The sequence below is a fragment of the Pseudocolwellia agarivorans genome (assembly GCF_002000085.1).
Classification (GTDB): Bacteria; Pseudomonadota; Gammaproteobacteria; order Enterobacterales; family Alteromonadaceae; genus Pseudocolwellia; species Pseudocolwellia agarivorans.
In genome coordinates this window covers 1-16,295 of the sequence record NZ_MUZU01000007.1, presented here as the reverse complement: position 1 = coordinate 16,295, position 16,295 = coordinate 1, and the positions used below count along the sequence as shown (strand labels likewise).

Genomic DNA, 16,295 nt, shown 5'->3' with positions numbered 1-16,295 from the left:
GTAAAGTCGACTTTTTTATAAATGATTCACATTTGAGCTTGAATCGTGGAAACAAATCCCCATAATTAGCCTTAATTATATTTTAAATTACGTTTATATACTTTATTAAAAGTACGTTTTACCTTGGAGTTTTTCATGACAAATGAGTCAACAGATAATAGAAGCGCTGAAGAAATTTTAGCTGATGAAATCGTTCAACAAGCTGAAGAACAAGTTGAAGAACAGTTTGAAGCCGCTGCTGAGAACATTAGTGAAGAGCAAGAAAAAATTAATGAGCTTGAATTAGCTTTATCTGTAGCGCAAGCGACAGTATCTGATCAAAAAGATTCTGTGATCCGCGCTAAAGCTGAAGTCGATAACGTACGCAGACGCGCAGCACAAGACGTAGAAAAAGCACGTAAATTTGCTTTAGAAAAATTTGCGGCTGAATTATTACCAACCGTTGATAATTTAGAACGTGCTATTGCTAGCATTGATGCTGAAGACGAGAAGCAAAAAGTTATCGGTGAAGGTGTTGAGTTAACGTTACAAGGTTTATTAGCTGGATTAGATAAATTTGGTATTAAAGTTGTTGATCCTCAAGACCAACCTTTTAATCCAGAGTTACATCAAGCTATGTCTATGCAAGAAGTAGAAGGTGTAGCGCCTAATACTGTTATTGCTGTTATGCAAAAAGGTTACGAATTAAATGGTCGCTTAGTTCGTCCTGCAATGGTAATGGTTTCAAAAGCAGCGAGTGTTGATACTAGCGCTTAATTAACTTGTAATATCAAGTTTTATTATTAAAGCCAAACAAATTGTTTGGCTTTTTTGATCTAATTATTTTTCTTTATTTGCGCTATTGTCGGCATTCCACCGTAGTTTTCATATTTTCTTTCAAAAAAAACACTTTTTTTTAATTTTTCTATTGAAAACACTTTTTACTGCCCCCACTAATTGTTCATCGAAAGATTAAACCATATTTTTTATAATAGTATTCGGAGATCCTAAAGATGGGCAAAATAATTGGTATTGACCTAGGGACAACAAACTCTTGTGTTGCTGTACTAGATGGCGGTAAAGCGCGTGTTATTGAAAATGCAGAAGGGGATCGTACAACTCCTTCAATTATCGCTTACACAGAAGAAGGCGAAACATTAGTTGGTCAACCTGCTAAACGTCAAGCAGTAACTAACCCAAAAAACACATTATTCGCAATTAAGCGTTTAATCGGTCGTCGTTTTGAAGATAAAGAAGTTCAACGCGATATCGGCATCATGCCATTTGGTATTGTAAAAGCTGATAACGGTGATGCATGGGTTACAGCTCGTGATAAAAACGTAGCTCCACCACAAGTTTCTGCTGAAGTTTTAAAGAAAATGAAAAAAACTGCAGAAGATTACTTAGGTGAAGAAGTAACTGAAGCCGTAATTACGGTTCCTGCATACTTTAACGATTCACAACGTCAAGCAACTAAAGATGCTGGTCGTATCGCTGGTTTAGATGTTAAGCGTATTATCAACGAACCTACTGCTGCTGCATTAGCTTATGGTATGGATAAACAGGAAGGCGATAAAGTTGTTGCTGTTTACGATTTAGGTGGTGGTACATTCGATATCTCAATTATTGAAATTGATGAAGTTGAAGGCGAGCACACATTTGAAGTACTTGCGACTAACGGTGATACTCACTTAGGTGGTGAAGATTTTGATAACCGTTTAATTGATTACTTAGTAGCTGAATTTAAGAAAGATTCAGGTATGGATTTAACAAAAGATCCATTAGCAATGCAACGTCTTAAAGAAGGCGCTGAAAAAGCTAAATGTGAACTTTCGTCAGCACAATCAACAGATGTAAACTTACCTTACATTACTGCTGATGCTTCTGGTCCTAAGCACATGAACATTAAGATCAGTCGTGCAAAATTAGAATCATTAGTTGAAGACATGGTTAAAGCGACTTTAGAACCGCTTAAACAAGCACTTAAAGATGCTGACTTATCTATTAGTGACGTAAACGATGTGATATTAGTGGGTGGTCAAACACGTATGCCACTAGTACAAAAAACAGTAACAGACTTTTTTGGTAAAGAACCTCGTAAAGATGTTAACCCTGATGAAGCGGTAGCTGCGGGCGCTGCGATTCAAGCGGGTGTTTTAGCTGGTGATGTAACTGACGTTTTATTATTAGACGTAACACCATTATCACTAGGTATTGAAACTATGGGTGGTGTGATGACTAAAGTTATCGATAAAAACACAACTATCCCAACCAAACAGTCACAAACATTCTCTACAGCTGAAGATAACCAGTCAGCAGTAACTGTACATGTTGTACAAGGTGAGCGTAAGCAAGCGTCTGCAAACAAATCTTTAGGTCAATTTAACCTTGAAGGTATTGATGCTGCTCCACGTGGTACACCTCAAATTGAAGTAACTTTTGATATTGATGCTGATGGTATTTTACATGTAACGGCGAAAGACAAAAATACAGGTAAAGAGCAGAAGATCACTATTAAAGCTTCATCTGGTTTATCTGATGAAGAAGTTGATCAAATGGTACGTGACGCAGAAGCTAACGCTGATGAAGATAAAAAGTTTGAAGAACTAGTAACGGCTCGTAACCAAGCTGATGGTATGATTCACGCAACTCGTACTCAAATTACTGAAGCTGGTGATGATTTACCTGCTGAAGATAAAGAGAAGATCGAAACTGCATTATCTGAGCTTGAAACAGCAATTAAAGGCGATAGTAAAGAAGATATTGACGCGAAACAACAAGCGGCAATTGAAGCTTCAGCTAAGTTAATGGAAATTGCTCAAGCTAAAGCGCAAGCACAAAGTGGCGAAGCTCCAGAAGCATCTGATGCTGGTCAAGCTGGCGATGATGTTGTAGACGCTGAGTTTGAAGAGGTAAAAGAAGACAAATAAGTTGATAGATTCAGCTGTCGCTGTTTCATTCTAATTTCTTTGTCGAAGGTACTCACTTAGTGAACTAAGCTCCGTGCCTTCTCCTTGAACTTAAAAGAAACAGCTTAATCTGAATCATCAACAATATTGTTGAACTTTACTCAATTACAAAGCGTCGATATATCGGCGCTTTGTTATGTTAACCGTTTAATATTAATTCTAATTTTCTTAGCCGAATTTAATCGAAAGGGTACAACGACCCGTTTTATCTTTACAGATAAAAGTTGTTAAGAAAATTGGTATTAACTATAAAGTAAGTAAAAGAATTCACTATGTCAAAACGCGATTACTATGAAGTACTTGGTGTATCAAAAGATGCATCTGAAAGAGATATTAAAAAAGCTTATAAACGCTTAGCTATGAAACTTCACCCGGATAGAAACCAAGGTGATAAAGGTAAAGAAGAAGAGTTTAAAGAAGTTAAAGAAGCTTATGAAATATTAACCGACGATCAAAAACGTGCAGCTTACGATCAATATGGTCATGCAGCGTTTGAACAAGGTGGTCACGGTGGCGGCGGTGGATTTGGCGGCGGCTTCGGTGGTGCTCAAGACTTTGGTGATATTTTTGGTGATATTTTTGGTGGTGGCCGTGGTGGCGGACGTCAACGTCAGCAACGTGGTTCTGACTTACGTTATAACCTAGAACTAACGCTTGAAGAAGCCGTAAAAGGTAAAACGTTAGAAATTAAAGTGCCTACTTATGTGGCGTGTGAGCCATGTGATGGTAGTGGTGCTAAAAAAGGTAGCAGTGCAAAAACGTGTTCTACTTGTCATGGTCATGGCCAAGTGCAAATGCGCCAAGGGTTATTTGCTGTTCAACAAACATGTCCGACGTGTAATGGTCAAGGTAAGGTTATTTCTGATCCTTGTAATTCATGTCATGGTCAAGGTCGTGTACAGAAGAACAAAACGTTATCAGTTAAAATTCCACCGGGTGTTGATACGGGTGATCGCATTCGTTTATCGGGTGAAGGTGAAGCAGGTGAGAATGGGGCACCTGCAGGTGACTTATATGTTCAAGCTAATGTAAAAGCACATAAGATTTTTGAACGTGATGAAAACGACTTATATTGCGAAATGCCAATCAGCTTTACTACTGCAGCATTAGGTGGTGAAATTGAAGTACCGACACTTGCTGGTAAAGTTAAACTTAAAATACCTAAAGAAACACAAACAGGCAAAATGTTCCGTTTACGTGGTAAAGGTGTTAAATCAGTACGTAGTCATGTAACAGGCGATTTAATGTGTAAAGTGGTATTAGAAACACCGGTTAGCCTTTCTGGTGACCAAGCTGATTTATTAAGACAGCTTGAAACTAAAATGGGAACTAATAGCAAACATAGCCCTAAAGAGTCAGGATTTTTTGATAGTGTAAAAAGCTTTTTTGATGACTTAAAAGGTTAAGTTTTATCATATTTACTTAAAATCTAACTCGGTTTAATCAATAAAAAATCCCGCTTATTATTTAATAATAAGCGGGATTTTTTTATAAAGTTTTTGAGTGTTACTTAATTAACCTCAGCTCGGGATAAGCAAAGTTACTCAACAAGTTATTTTTATGCCTAACTTCGTCGAATTTATTACTAATAGCCAGCTATTAGATAGAAAAATTCGCCTTGTTATACACAAAAATATCAATGTTGAGAGACTAATATAACTTAGGAAAACAACGATACAGATTAAGATTTTGATAAATAAGATTTTTAATTCATTATCTAACATTCATTAACCCGAGTTGAGGTTAATTAACTTATTTTGTTGTTGTGCCTTTTTTTGATCTAACTTTTACTATTCTTACTAAAGTCATTAACACAATAAATAGTACAAAAGGTATCGAATTACTACCCGCATGAACCACTACTTCTTCTACATAAACTCGATCGTATTCAGCACTTTCTAAAGGTAGTGCATAAAGCGCATTGTTATCGTCAGAGCTATAAGTTGCAACAATATCGGCAAAGCCTACTTCGTAAATATCAATTAAAATATCGTAATGATTAGCACGGTAACCTTCAGCAAATGTGGTGATCACTTCAAACTGATCTAAGTCATTACTTCCTTGAATTAAAAAATCGTCCGTAGTGTAGTAATGTTCCCAGTTAACACCGTCTGAACTGATGTATAGCTCAGCATAAATTACGCTGTTTTCATTACCGTTAGGGTTATATACATCTACATCAAATACCACACCAAAAGTTTGGTAATAGCCATCGCCGTCAATATCATCTTCTAGAAACGAAGTAGCGTCGTATACAGTAAATTCAGGTGTATAAACTCGCGTATTGAAAGGTGCAAAGCTTTTTTCAACCCCATTAAATTTTTTTGATTTGGTCGCAGGCATTGTTTGTTTTTCAGCGATGACTTGATCTCTGGTTTTTGTTTTAGCTTTACCAATTAATTGGTCATAAACTTTTGAATGGCTGTTTTGTGCAATGACTAAATTACGCGTGTCGTCGTCAAGTTGATTTGTTTTACCGCCATACGAAATACTCGCTTGGCTTAATTCGCCAGCAGATACATTGTTAATACTAAAACCAATAAACCCTAAAACCACCAATGAAAGCGCAATGCCTTTTACTATATGAAGTTTATGCATAGTTTTTTGTTGTGTTGGTTTTTTTTCTGTATTTAATGTGATTGAATTTTTATTCATAACAAACATCCTTAATCGTTTTAAAAGCTCGTTTATTGCATTAATTTTATTCACTGAGCATTTTTGATGATGCTATTAAAACTCATTTAATCTGAACGTAACCTGAACATTTTAAAGCTTTTATTCGTTCAGCTATGGTTCAGTTATTTATTGTTAACATAGCTTAAAGAAAAGCTTTAGTTTATTTAGAAGAGGCAATCTCTTACACTGTTATTATGAGTCTATTGCTAGAAAGCTTTCTAAAAGATTTTGAGGAGCACAATGAAAAACACTACAGCCTTTGTGTTGGTTATTTCCATTATTTTATTTTCTTCTTTGCCAGTGTTTGCCTTGGCTGGAGATGGTGTGCCATTTATAAGAGCAGATGGTTCGTCGTCTAAACAAAATAAAGTTCAAAATTCTAGTCAAGCAGCCCGTATTGTAAAAAGTCGAGTAGGCGGCAAGGTACTAAAAGTTAAAAATGATGGGCGTTCAGGTTATAAAGTTAAAGTCATAAAAGATGATGGTCATATTATTAATGTTACGGTTGATGCAAAGTCAGGCCGAGTAAAGGGTAGATAATAAAGGGAAATAATATGCGTTTACTTTTAGTAGAAGATGATTTGGAATTACAAGGTAATTTAAAAAAACAGCTAATGCTTGAAAACTACTCAGTAGATGTAGCAAGTGATGGTGAGTCAGGTTTATTTCAAGGGACGGAACATCCTTACGATGCGGCAATTATTGATATCGGTTTACCTATTATTGATGGTATTAGCGTAATTAAAGCTTTGCGAGATAAACAATTTACCTTCCCTATTATTGTATTAACGGCACGTGATAGTTGGCAAGATAAGGTTGCCGGCTTAGACGCTGGTGCAGACGATTACTTAACTAAGCCATTCCATCCTGAAGAACTAACAGCGCGTTTAAACGCTCTTATTAGACGCTCGGTAGGGCAAGCAAGCCCCGTAATAGAAAATGGACCTATTAGTATCAATACTAAAAGCATGTCAGTAAGTGTTGATGGTAGTGACGTAAGTTTAAGTAGTTATGAATATAAATTACTTGAATACCTTATGTTACATATTAATGAAGTTAAATCGAAAACAGTTTTAACTGAACATATTTACGATCAAGACTTTGATTTAGACTCGAATGTAATAGAAGTATTTATCAGACGCTTGCGTAAAAAACTGGATCCTGAAAGTAAATATGGTTTTATCGAAACCTTACGTGGCCAAGGTTATAAAATGAAAGCTTTTACAGTTTAACGGGTAGTTATGCCATTAAATCTACAATCAACTTTTTCTCTATTATTACTTTAATTTGAGCAGTGAAAATTGAATATCTTCAATAAACTTCATGCGACTAAACATTGGTTAACACAATCCCTTAAAGCACGCCTTACGCTAAGCGCTATGTTTATGGTAGTGGTTATGTTACCTGTGATTGGTATCACGTTGAGTAATGCGTTTAACGATCAATTGCAAAGTGCGCTAGAAAATGAATTACGGGCTTACAGTTACTCAATATTCTCTGTAGCTGAAGTGGAAGATAATCAACTCGTTATGCCAGAAATGTTACTTGAAAATCAATTTAACGTAATTCAATCGGGTCTTTACGCACAAATAACAAGTATAGACTTAGATGCATTTAAAGATAAAAAAACTCAACCTACACGTGTTTCAAAAAACTTATGGCAATCAGATTCATTATTAGGTGTTCACCTTAGTAATGATTTACCGTCGCCTAAAATAGGTAATTCTGTATTTACCGAAATGTTGATAGAAAATCAGCCGCATATGGCTTACAGCATTAGTGTAAGTTTTGGCGAATTAGAACAAGCCTTTCCTGTTACGTTACATATTTTTAAAAACCAAGCTGAGTTTCTTGCAATTACTAACGGTTTTAAGCAACAACTTTGGACATGGTTAATTTTACTTATTGTTATTTTTATTATTGCGCAATTCATTTGGCTTAAATGGACATTAAAACCATTAAACACTTTAACTGTTGAGTTAGAACAAGTGGAACAAGGCAAGCAAAACGCCCTTGAAAAAAGCTACCCATTAGAACTTGAACAAGTGACTTCTCAGTTAAATACTTTACTCAGTACCGAGCAAAATCAGCGTAAGCGGTATCGAAATGCCTTATCTGATTTAGCGCATAGTTTAAAAACACCCTTGGCTGTTATTCAAAGCCAACAAGCGCTACCACAAGAAACTAAAGAGCAAATAAGTAATATCAGCAATATGGTAGAGCATCAACTCAAAAGAGCGCAAAGTGCGGGAGAATCTGCTTGGCATTTAGGTGTTAGTGTTGAACAAACCACAAGCAAACTTGTTAATACCCTGAATAAAATATACCGAGATAAATACTTAACTATATCCGTTAATATACAAAAAAAAGCTTTATTTAAAGGTGACGAAGCTGACTTAATGGAAATTTTAGGCAACTTACTCGACAACGCCTGCAAAGCCGCTAAATCACGTATTGATTTTGACGTAAGTTTTAATGCCCATTGTTTACGTTTTACTATTGCTGACGACGGACAAGGTATTGAAGAGTCACAACGAAAAGCTATTTTAGAGCGAGGAACACGTGCCGATACTTACGATAAAGGTCACGGTATTGGTTTAGCTATAGTGCGAGACTTAGTGAGTAGCTATAAGGGAGAACTTACTATTCAAAATTCTTCCGCTTTAGGTGGCGCATTGTTTGTACTGACTTTCCATAAATAAAAATCATCTCTACTTTTCTGTTCAGGAAGTGTTCAGTTTACTTTCCTTAATATAGCCTATGTAATGTATTTTCCCTAAAGGACATAACAATGAAAAAATTAATTTTAGGTATCGGATTATTTTTTACTTTAACGTTTAGTTTATTAAGTACCACATTAAGTGCCAAAGAAATCTCGACTGACACTGAATTTAACGAAGCGCAGTTAGCTCAAATGTTAGCACCTGTTGCGCTATATCCTGACAGTTTATTAACGCATATTCTTATAGCATCAACTTATCCTATTGAAGTGGTTGAAGCAGATCGTTGGATCACAAAAAACAAAGATCTATCAACATCTCAAATAGAAAATAAATTAGAAGATGAAGATTGGGAACCTTCAATAAAAGCATTAGTTATTTTTCCTCAAGTGCTTAAGCGCTTGAGTGAAGATTTAAGTTGGACCCAACAATTAGGTGATGCTTTTTTACAAAGTGAAGAAAATGTTCTTCAGGCTATTCAAGACTTACGTTACCAAGCACAAGAAGCTGGTAACTTAGACAAAATGGAAAATGTAAAAGTAAGTCGCGAAGATAAAAATATTATTATTCAACCTATTCAAAAAGAAGTGGTTTACGTACCTTATTATGATACTCGTCAGGTATACGGACATTGGCATTGGTCATTAAACCCACCAATATATTGGGATTGGGGACATAGGGTTAGTTACTCACATCGTAGACCTTTTGGCTGGCACAGTGGAATACATATTTCGTGGAACTATTTTTTTAGTGACTTCCATTGGAGTAATAGACACGTAGTTGTTATCAATCATAGAAATACGCGTCACTATACACCTAAAAGAAAAATGGTTAGTAGTGGTTATGCACACAGATGGGTACATAACCCACAACATAGAAGAGGTGTAACTTATCGTAATAAAGCTGTAAACAAACGATATACAAGTAATCGTCCAGTTGTGCATAAAACGGTAACTACACACTACAATAGTCCTAAACTTTATCCACATAAAAAGGATTATAGAACTCATCAAAGTAGTAACAGGCCAGTTGTTAAGTATAAAGGTGAACGCTATAAAGATAAGAGTCATAAAATAACCAAGCATGAAGCATTACAAAGTAAATTTAAAACGCGTAATATTTTACCTGCACATAAATCGACGTCACCGCGTAGTGTTGTAAACAAAACGACAGTGGTACGTAAAGAAAGCACAGTGCAACACAGAACTGAAAGACCCGTATTTAAAGAAACTAGGCCAACTCGTGTTGTAAAAAGAGAAACAACAGTACAAACGCGCTCTAAGCCACAAAGAACACAACGTACAGAAGTTCGTAGATCTCATTCATCGACAAGGAGTCAAGGGCAATCACATTCACGAGGCGGTCATCACGAACGTCGTTAGTTGGTAATAGTCGATAGCTAAAATAAAGCGGAATAACTTATTAAGTTTAAATGATAAGTTATTCCGTTTTTTGTTTCTAATAAGGGTAAAGTGGGTAATAAACCATTGAAGAGAATTAAGATTAATCGTCAAACTGAGGTAATACTGAACTTCTACTGTGCTCAAATACTAAAGAGGTTTCAACCGTTTGTACTTCATCACGCGAGGTGATTTCCTGGAAAACAAATTGTCTTAAATGTTCGCTATCGCTTACCGACATATGTATGTAGTAATCGTAGTTCCCCCCCATATGATATAAACTAATAATCTCAGGTAATTGAAGTAAATCATCACGAAGCTTATTCACAATTTCTTCAGAATATGGTTGTAAACGAATCGCGGCTATTGCTTCTATATTGCCACCAATACTTTTAAGATTAACTTCGATAAATGAACCTTTAATAATACCGCTAGATTTAAGGCGTTTTACACGCTCTAAGCAAGTAGAAGGGGCAATGCCTATTTTAGCGGCTAAGTCTTTATTATTAATGTCTGCGTTGTTATAGAGCAGAGTTAAAATACGTAAATCTATATCGTCTAACTTTTTCAAAAATTATTTACCTCAACAGCGGTTCATTAAGCAATATAAATTACTTTAGTTAAATTAGGTGGTTATATTGCTTACTATACTTATTAAATACAGAAATTAAAGGATGTAATAGCGTTTTATTGAATTATTTTCGTTAAAGTTAATTTATACCGAATTTTTATTAAATTATTGTTTGATTATAGTTATGCTAAATTTGTCGTTAATAATATATGTATATCGTTATTTTTAACGCAATATCTTATTAAGATTTAGTCAGTATTTAAGCTTAAGAAATTAACCATATGGACGATAACTTAAGTAAGAGACTAAAATTTCAATGTAGTTTCTATTTTTCTAAATTTTATAAAAAGGCTTTAATAGTCTATTATCTTTATATCAACATAAAGGCCTATTATTACATGCTCGATACTATTTCAGCTCTTTTTCAGTACCCTTCAGATAATTTACTCATTTTTGGAAACTTTGAACCTTGGTTAGTTGTTTTATCTATTGCTATAGCTATTTTTTCTTCTTTTATGGGAATGCATGTAGCCTCGCATGCCACTAATAATCGTTCCGATTTTTGGCATCAATTCATGTTGTTAATTGGCAGTATTGCATTGGGCGGTGGTGTTTGGTCAATGCACTTTATTGGTATGATTGCTTTTCAGTTATGTACCCCGGTTAACTATCAATTTCAATTAACGTTAATTTCTATGCTACCTAGTGTTTTAGCGTCGTGGTTAACACTTAATATGATCACTCGTTCCAAAATCACATGGGGCCAATTAGTCGTGGGCGGTACTTTAGTGGGCTTAGGCATAGGTACCATGCATTACGTAGGTATGGCAGCTATGGAAATGTCATTATTACTGCGTTACGACCTACGTATGTTTTCCTTATCTATTGTTGTTGCAGCAGTTTTAGCTATGCTTTCTTTGTGGGTTTATACCCGATTACGCAATAGTCGATTCAGCTATTTAGGTGATACAACAATATCTCTTTTGGCGAGTATTGTAATGGGATCTGCTATAGCTGGTATGCATTACACGGGAATGGCTGCAGCTCGCTTTGTACGCCCTGCAGGCTTTGAACTTTCAGATCAGTCTTCAGATATTTCAATGTATTTGGCTGTTTTAGTCACGGTTGCAACCTTTGTTATTATTACTTTAGTTTTAGGCGCTAATATACTTTTAAAATACAAAGATATATCTGCAACGGCAAGAAATAGAGAAGTTAGATTAAGCGCAATGATGGATACCGCAGCTGACGGTATTTTAACTATTGACTCGCAAGGTACGGTTATTAGCTCAAATAAAGCGGTGGAACGTCTGCTTGGTTGGTCTAGTGAAGCGCTGGTTGGTAAAAATGTGTACGTTATAGCACCAGAAGTTTTTAAAGTTGAACATGAAAATTACTTTGAACGTTTTCTAGAAACCAATAAAGCGACAACCGTGGCCGTAGAAAGAGATATTCAAGCTTTACATAAAGACGGCTCAACTCTGGCTGTAAAGTTATCAATAGGGCATGTGAAAATTGATAATAATAATTTTTTTATTGCCTTTGTAACCGACATACGCCAACGACTATATTTAGAGCGTAAACGACAAGAAGACGAAGAAAAATATCGCTCTCTTATTACTAACATTCCAGGAATAGCTTACCGTTGTTTAGCATCAGGCAATTGGCCAACGATTTTTATTAGTGATGCCGTTGAGAATATTACAGGTTATCCTGCTGCAGATTTTATATTACCTAATCCTAAAATTAACTTTGCAGACCTTGTACACCCTGATGATATACAGGGGATTGCAGACATAATGGCGCTTGGCGAAAAAAGTTTCCGTTTAGAATATCGTATTATTGACCGTTTTGGCCAAGTTAAGTGGATGCTGGGGTACGGTAGTTACATAAATAGCTCATCGAGCGATATGAATTGGTTAGACGGTTTTATCATGGACATTACTGATCGTAAAAAAATGGAAGAAGAGTTAGTCAATGAAAAAAATAGAGCTGAAGAAGCCGTCGCAGCACGAACCTCATTTTTGGCTAATATGAGTCATGAAATTCGCACGCCTATGAATGCCATCATTGGTTTTAGCGACATCATGTTAGACGAAGCTAAAGAAACATCAGACACGAAACATTTAAAAAGTATTAATCAGTCGGCCAAGTCATTACTGCATTTACTTAACGACATTTTAGACAGTGCTAAAATGGACAAAGGTAAATTTGAACTTGAGTTTAGAGATTTTTCACTTATTGAAGAAATAGATACGGTAGTTTCAACTTTATGGCTCCAAGCTAGACACAAAGGTTTAGCGTTATCGCTTGATATATCGCCGCAACTTGTTCCTATTTACCACGGAGCGTCAGATAGAATACGCCAAGTACTTACTAACTTAATTGGCAATGCAGTAAAATTTACGGCAAAAGGGCAGGTCACGTTAAGTGTAAAACCCGTGGAAAATAATGCCGTTGAATTTTCGATAACAGATACAGGTATTGGAATGTCTCCTGAGCAGCTTGATAAAGTCTTTGATGCTTTTTCTCAAGCAGATGCTTCTATGAGTCGTATTTATGGGGGAACTGGGCTAGGTACAACTATAAGTAAACAACTAGTTGAGCTTATGGGAGGAACACTCTCTGCGGTTAGTGAACAAAATAAAGGCTCTACATTTACCTTTGTAATTCCACTTAAAACATCAAAAAGTAAGGTGCTAATTAAACCCGTTACCAAAATTAATTTACCTCCACTTAATATTTTAGTGGTAGACGATATTTTGCAAAATATTGAATTACTTACAAGGCTTTTAGAGCGCGATGGACATAGTGTTATTTCAGCTTTGGATGGAAAAAAAGCTTTACAGCATATGGAAGAACACACATTCGATGCCGTGCTAATGGATATTCAAATGCCCGTTATGGACGGCTTAGCTACGGCAAAAGCTCGAAGAATATATGAAACGAATAATAACATTCCAAATATCCCTATTATTGCTTTAACGGCTAGTGTACTTGAAGATGATAAACGTGCAGCTAAAAGTGCAGGAATGAATGGCTTTGCAAGTAAACCGATAGATATCGATAAAATTTATATTGAGTTAGCTCGTTCAATAGGAATTAAATTTGATCACACTGAAATAATTGACGTAAATGAAGTGTCTCCTTCTGCATTAATAGATTGTGAAAAAGGTGTGGCATTATGGGGTTCCCAACAAAAACTACTTACAGAACTTAGTTTATTTGTTAAAAACTATGGTGATATAACCGAAGAGTTAATAAATTTATGTAAAACTCAGCAATGGAAAAAATTAGCTGAAGAAAGCCATAAACTTAAAGGCTTATCTGGTAATTTAGCCTTAACTAAATTACATCGTATTTTTTCAAGTATTGAGCAATCGGCCAATCAGAAAGATGAAGCTTTGTGTCGTGTATGTATAGAAGATCTTGAGCTAACATTAAATAGTTTAAAAGAGTTTATTGTTGAAAAAGAAAGTGCTGACAGTATTGAGCAAACACAAGAAAATTGGGTGAAATTAACTGAAGGTGAATGGTTAAATTTACTCTACAAACTTGAAAAAATGATTGAACGACAAGGTTTTGATGAATCTTTACTTAAAGCTTTAAGTGACGCAGCTTATCCATCAATATACGAATTAAGTCAAAAAGTCATACTAGCAATGAATGATTTTGAGTATGAAAGTGCAAAACATTTAATGCAAGAGCTAATAACCCAAGTAAAAGGCAATGGAGCGGTAAATGAGAAATGAGAAAGAGCATCAGTATAAAGTATTAATAGTAGACGACGAACCTACTAATTTACGGGTGCTTAAACAAATTCTTCAAGAGCGTTATCGTTTGTCTTTTGCTAAAAATGGCGAAGATGCGATCAACTTTGCAGAGAAAGACTTACCGGATCTTATTTTACTTGATGTAATGATGCCCGGTATGACAGGCTTTGAAGTGTGCTCTAAGCTTAAAAGTTTAGATAAAACAAAATCTATTCCTATTATTTTTGTTACAGCCTTGAACGACGATACAGATGAAACAAAAGGTTTTGAAGTAGGTGCCGTAGATTATATCACTAAGCCTGTGTCGCCTGCAGTTGTTAGGGCTAGAGTAAAAACACATTTATCGTTAGTTCATGCAGAAGAACTAAGACGAACACGTTTACAAATTATTCAGCGTTTAGGGCGAGCGGCTGAATATAAAGATAATGAAACGGGCATGCATGTTATGCGCATGAGTCATTATTCACAAGTTATCGCCTTATCTTATGGACTATCTAAAGCTCATTCTGAAAATATTCTTAACGCTGCTCCCATGCACGATATAGGTAAAATAGGTATTGCTGATAGTATAATGCTCAAGCCTGGAAAGCTTACCGATGAAGAGTTTTCTATTATGAAAACTCACCCTCAAATAGGCGCTGAAATTTTAGGTGAAACAGATTCAGAGCTTTTATGTTTAGCAAAAGTAGTGTCGTTGACCCATCATGAAAAATGGGATGGTACCGGTTATCCAAATCAATTAAAAGGTGAAGCAATTCCTATTGAAGGTCGTATTGTTGCCTTGGCGGATGTGTTTGATGCGCTTACGAGTAAACGTCCTTATAAAGAAGCTTGGTCGGTTGAAAAAACTATGGATTATATACGTAGCCAAAGCGGTAAACACTTTGATCCAGAACTGGTTATTGTAATAGAAAATGAACTAGATAAAATTTTGAGTATTAAAGAAAAATGGCTTGATGAATAAATAGTATTTACAGTGATTTATTTTTAGGGATATGTAGAGGGAAAAATTATAAGGAAATACAAAAAATATTAACGAGCAAAAATGAAAGTTTTCCATTTTGCTCGTTAAGTGCTAGTTAAATATTAACTTGCAGTAGTGTCATTCACTTGCGCTTCTCTTTTTTCTGTACGATCTTTCATTTTAGAACGAAATTCTTTCTTCTTTTCTTCAATCAATGTTTTTAGTTCTTCATGGTTATCAATGTATGACCTCATGGCTGTTTTACGAGCTTCATACTTAGCTTTTAATTCAGCTTTTTTAATCGCTAAACCTTCAGTATCCCCAGCCTTTTTTAAGGCTCTTAATTCAGAGCGTGTTGTTTCACGTTCAAGTTTTTGAAGGTCAATCTCACCCTGGGTAATATCACCTTGCTGTAACATATAGTCGCGAACTATCTCGCTGATATGATGTTTACCTTTATGGTGATGTTTCATTTTATGGCCGTGTTTAAATGCTGACTTTTTAACATCGGTTGCTGTGTTGTGTGTATCAAAAGCGCTTACTGTAAATCCTGTAGTAAGGGCTAAAATTGCTGCGATTGAGATTAATTTAATTTTCATAAAAACACCTTTATATATTGAATTTATTCATTGTTAATACGGTAGTAAATATTAGGTTGTTACCGTTTTCATAACTATTAACGTAAACAAAATATAAAAGGTTGCAAAAAAAGCTAAATAACATGAACTCTTGATAATGGACGTACTCATTTTATGCCAAGTTCAAGTTAAATAAGTAAAGCCTTTCCTGCTAATAATTTTTCATTATCTTATTTTTAATATAAAAAATAAGTGTCACTTATTTTTGTTTATTACATTACCTATTAACTCAAACATATTATTTAGTTTTTATAGAACTAAATAGAGTGGAAATTAATAGGTATTAGCATGAAAAAACAAATTGTAATTGGAAATATTATTACCGTATTTTTATTTGTTTTATCCTTTTCTCAAACGTTACTAGCCAATGATGAAATGATAAACCTGAGTCAATGGCACCTAGAGTGGAGTGATGAATTTAATTATTCGAATAAACAATTAGATCAAAATTGGATATCTCAAAAGGTACGTGCCGATATGTACCGTAATTATATGAATACGGTAGTGTTCAAAAATCTGTGTCATTTCAGTAAACTAGTAAAAACAGGAATGACACATGACAAATCAATTCAATTTCGAAGATGCAGTTAAAGCACTTCAAGCAG

General features: G+C 35.2%; 13 protein-coding genes. 10 read left to right on the top strand and 3 right to left on the bottom strand.

Annotated features, from left to right (window positions below):
* Positions 1 to 135: 135 nt before the first annotated feature.
* From grpE to dnaJ, 3 genes are all read left to right on the top strand, one after another.
* Positions 136 to 756, top strand: a complete 621-nt coding sequence (gene grpE, locus B0X80_RS11945) for a nucleotide exchange factor GrpE (protein WP_077340561.1) — start codon at positions 136 to 138, stop codon at positions 754 to 756.
* 236 nt (positions 757 to 992) lie between these two features.
* Entirely contained in the window at positions 993 to 2,909 is a 1,917-nt protein-coding gene (gene dnaK / locus B0X80_RS11940) for a molecular chaperone DnaK (protein WP_077340559.1), read from the top strand.
* Positions 2,910 to 3,220: 311 nt separating this feature from the next.
* The gene (gene dnaJ, locus B0X80_RS11935; RefSeq protein WP_077340557.1) at positions 3,221 to 4,354 is read left to right on the top strand and encodes a molecular chaperone DnaJ; all 1,134 of its coding nucleotides are present in this window, start codon (positions 3,221 to 3,223) and stop codon (positions 4,352 to 4,354) included.
* Positions 4,355 to 4,700: 346 nt separating this feature from the next.
* Here dnaJ and B0X80_RS11930 read toward each other — a convergent pair whose 3' ends face one another.
* Positions 4,701 to 5,603, bottom strand: coding sequence for a choice-of-anchor H family protein (locus B0X80_RS11930; protein ID WP_077340555.1), 903 nt, complete (start codon positions 5,601 to 5,603; stop codon positions 4,701 to 4,703).
* Positions 5,604 to 5,864: 261 nt separating this feature from the next.
* On the opposite strand from B0X80_RS11930, the gene B0X80_RS11925 reads away from it, so the two are divergent.
* The 4 genes from B0X80_RS11925 (at position 5,865) to B0X80_RS11910 (ending at position 9,726) form a co-directional block, all read left to right on the top strand.
* Positions 5,865 to 6,164: a PepSY domain-containing protein gene (locus B0X80_RS11925; protein WP_077340553.1), complete on the top strand. Its 300-nt coding sequence runs from the start codon at positions 5,865 to 5,867 to the stop codon at positions 6,162 to 6,164.
* A gap of 14 nt (positions 6,165 to 6,178) precedes the next feature.
* Positions 6,179 to 6,856, top strand: a complete 678-nt coding sequence (locus B0X80_RS11920) for a response regulator transcription factor (RefSeq protein ID WP_077340551.1) — start codon at positions 6,179 to 6,181, stop codon at positions 6,854 to 6,856.
* A 69-nt stretch (positions 6,857 to 6,925) separates the two neighbouring features.
* Positions 6,926 to 8,326: an ATP-binding protein gene (locus tag B0X80_RS11915; protein WP_245825451.1), complete on the top strand. Its 1,401-nt coding sequence runs from the start codon at positions 6,926 to 6,928 to the stop codon at positions 8,324 to 8,326.
* Positions 8,327 to 8,415: 89 nt separating this feature from the next.
* A complete protein-coding gene (locus tag B0X80_RS11910) occupies positions 8,416 to 9,726 on the top strand; it encodes a DUF3300 domain-containing protein (protein ID WP_077340547.1) in 1,311 nt (436 codons plus the stop codon).
* Between the two features lie 121 nt (positions 9,727 to 9,847).
* On the opposite strand, the gene B0X80_RS11905 is transcribed toward B0X80_RS11910, so the two are convergent.
* A complete protein-coding gene (locus B0X80_RS11905) occupies positions 9,848 to 10,315 on the bottom strand; it encodes an Lrp/AsnC family transcriptional regulator (protein WP_077340545.1) in 468 nt (155 codons plus the stop codon).
* A gap of 398 nt (positions 10,316 to 10,713) precedes the next feature.
* Here B0X80_RS11905 and B0X80_RS11900 point away from each other — a divergent pair, with 398 nt between their 5' ends.
* Entirely contained in the window at positions 10,714 to 14,067 is a 3,354-nt protein-coding gene (locus tag B0X80_RS11900) for an MHYT domain-containing protein (RefSeq protein ID WP_077340543.1), read from the top strand.
* Positions 14,057 to 15,052: a response regulator gene (locus B0X80_RS11895; protein WP_077340541.1), complete on the top strand. Its 996-nt coding sequence runs from the start codon at positions 14,057 to 14,059 to the stop codon at positions 15,050 to 15,052. The genes B0X80_RS11900 and B0X80_RS11895 overlap by 11 nt, the downstream gene beginning before the upstream one ends.
* A 122-nt stretch (positions 15,053 to 15,174) precedes the next feature.
* Here B0X80_RS11895 and B0X80_RS11890 read toward each other — a convergent pair whose 3' ends face one another.
* Entirely contained in the window at positions 15,175 to 15,651 is a 477-nt protein-coding gene (locus B0X80_RS11890) for a hypothetical protein (protein WP_077340539.1), read from the bottom strand.
* A 327-nt stretch (positions 15,652 to 15,978) separates the two neighbouring features.
* On the opposite strand from B0X80_RS11890, the gene B0X80_RS11885 reads away from it, so the two are divergent.
* Positions 15,979 to 16,281: a hypothetical protein gene (locus B0X80_RS11885; protein ID WP_077340537.1), complete on the top strand. Its 303-nt coding sequence runs from the start codon at positions 15,979 to 15,981 to the stop codon at positions 16,279 to 16,281.
* Positions 16,282 to 16,295: the final 14 nt, after the last annotated feature.

Bases quoted from the DNA above. Each gene is read 5' to 3' on its own strand.
- grpE (WP_077340561.1), top strand. From the start codon at position 136: ATGACAAATGAGTCAACAGATAATAGAAGCGCTGAAGAAATTTTAGCT.
- dnaK (WP_077340559.1), top strand. From the start codon at position 993: ATGGGCAAAATAATTGGTATTGACCTAGGGACAACAAACTCTTGTGTT.
- dnaJ (WP_077340557.1), top strand. From the start codon at position 3,221: ATGTCAAAACGCGATTACTATGAAGTACTTGGTGTATCAAAAGATGCA.
- B0X80_RS11930 (WP_077340555.1), bottom strand. From the start codon at position 5,603: ATGAATAAAAATTCAATCACATTAAATACAGAAAAAAAACCAACACAA.
- B0X80_RS11925 (WP_077340553.1), top strand. From the start codon at position 5,865: ATGAAAAACACTACAGCCTTTGTGTTGGTTATTTCCATTATTTTATTT.
- B0X80_RS11920 (WP_077340551.1), top strand. From the start codon at position 6,179: ATGCGTTTACTTTTAGTAGAAGATGATTTGGAATTACAAGGTAATTTA.
- B0X80_RS11910 (WP_077340547.1), top strand. From the start codon at position 8,416: ATGAAAAAATTAATTTTAGGTATCGGATTATTTTTTACTTTAACGTTT.
- B0X80_RS11900 (WP_077340543.1), top strand. From the start codon at position 10,714: ATGCTCGATACTATTTCAGCTCTTTTTCAGTACCCTTCAGATAATTTA.
- B0X80_RS11895 (WP_077340541.1), top strand. From the start codon at position 14,057: ATGAGAAATGAGAAAGAGCATCAGTATAAAGTATTAATAGTAGACGAC.
- B0X80_RS11890 (WP_077340539.1), bottom strand. From the start codon at position 15,651: ATGAAAATTAAATTAATCTCAATCGCAGCAATTTTAGCCCTTACTACA.
- B0X80_RS11885 (WP_077340537.1), top strand. From the start codon at position 15,979: ATGAAAAAACAAATTGTAATTGGAAATATTATTACCGTATTTTTATTT.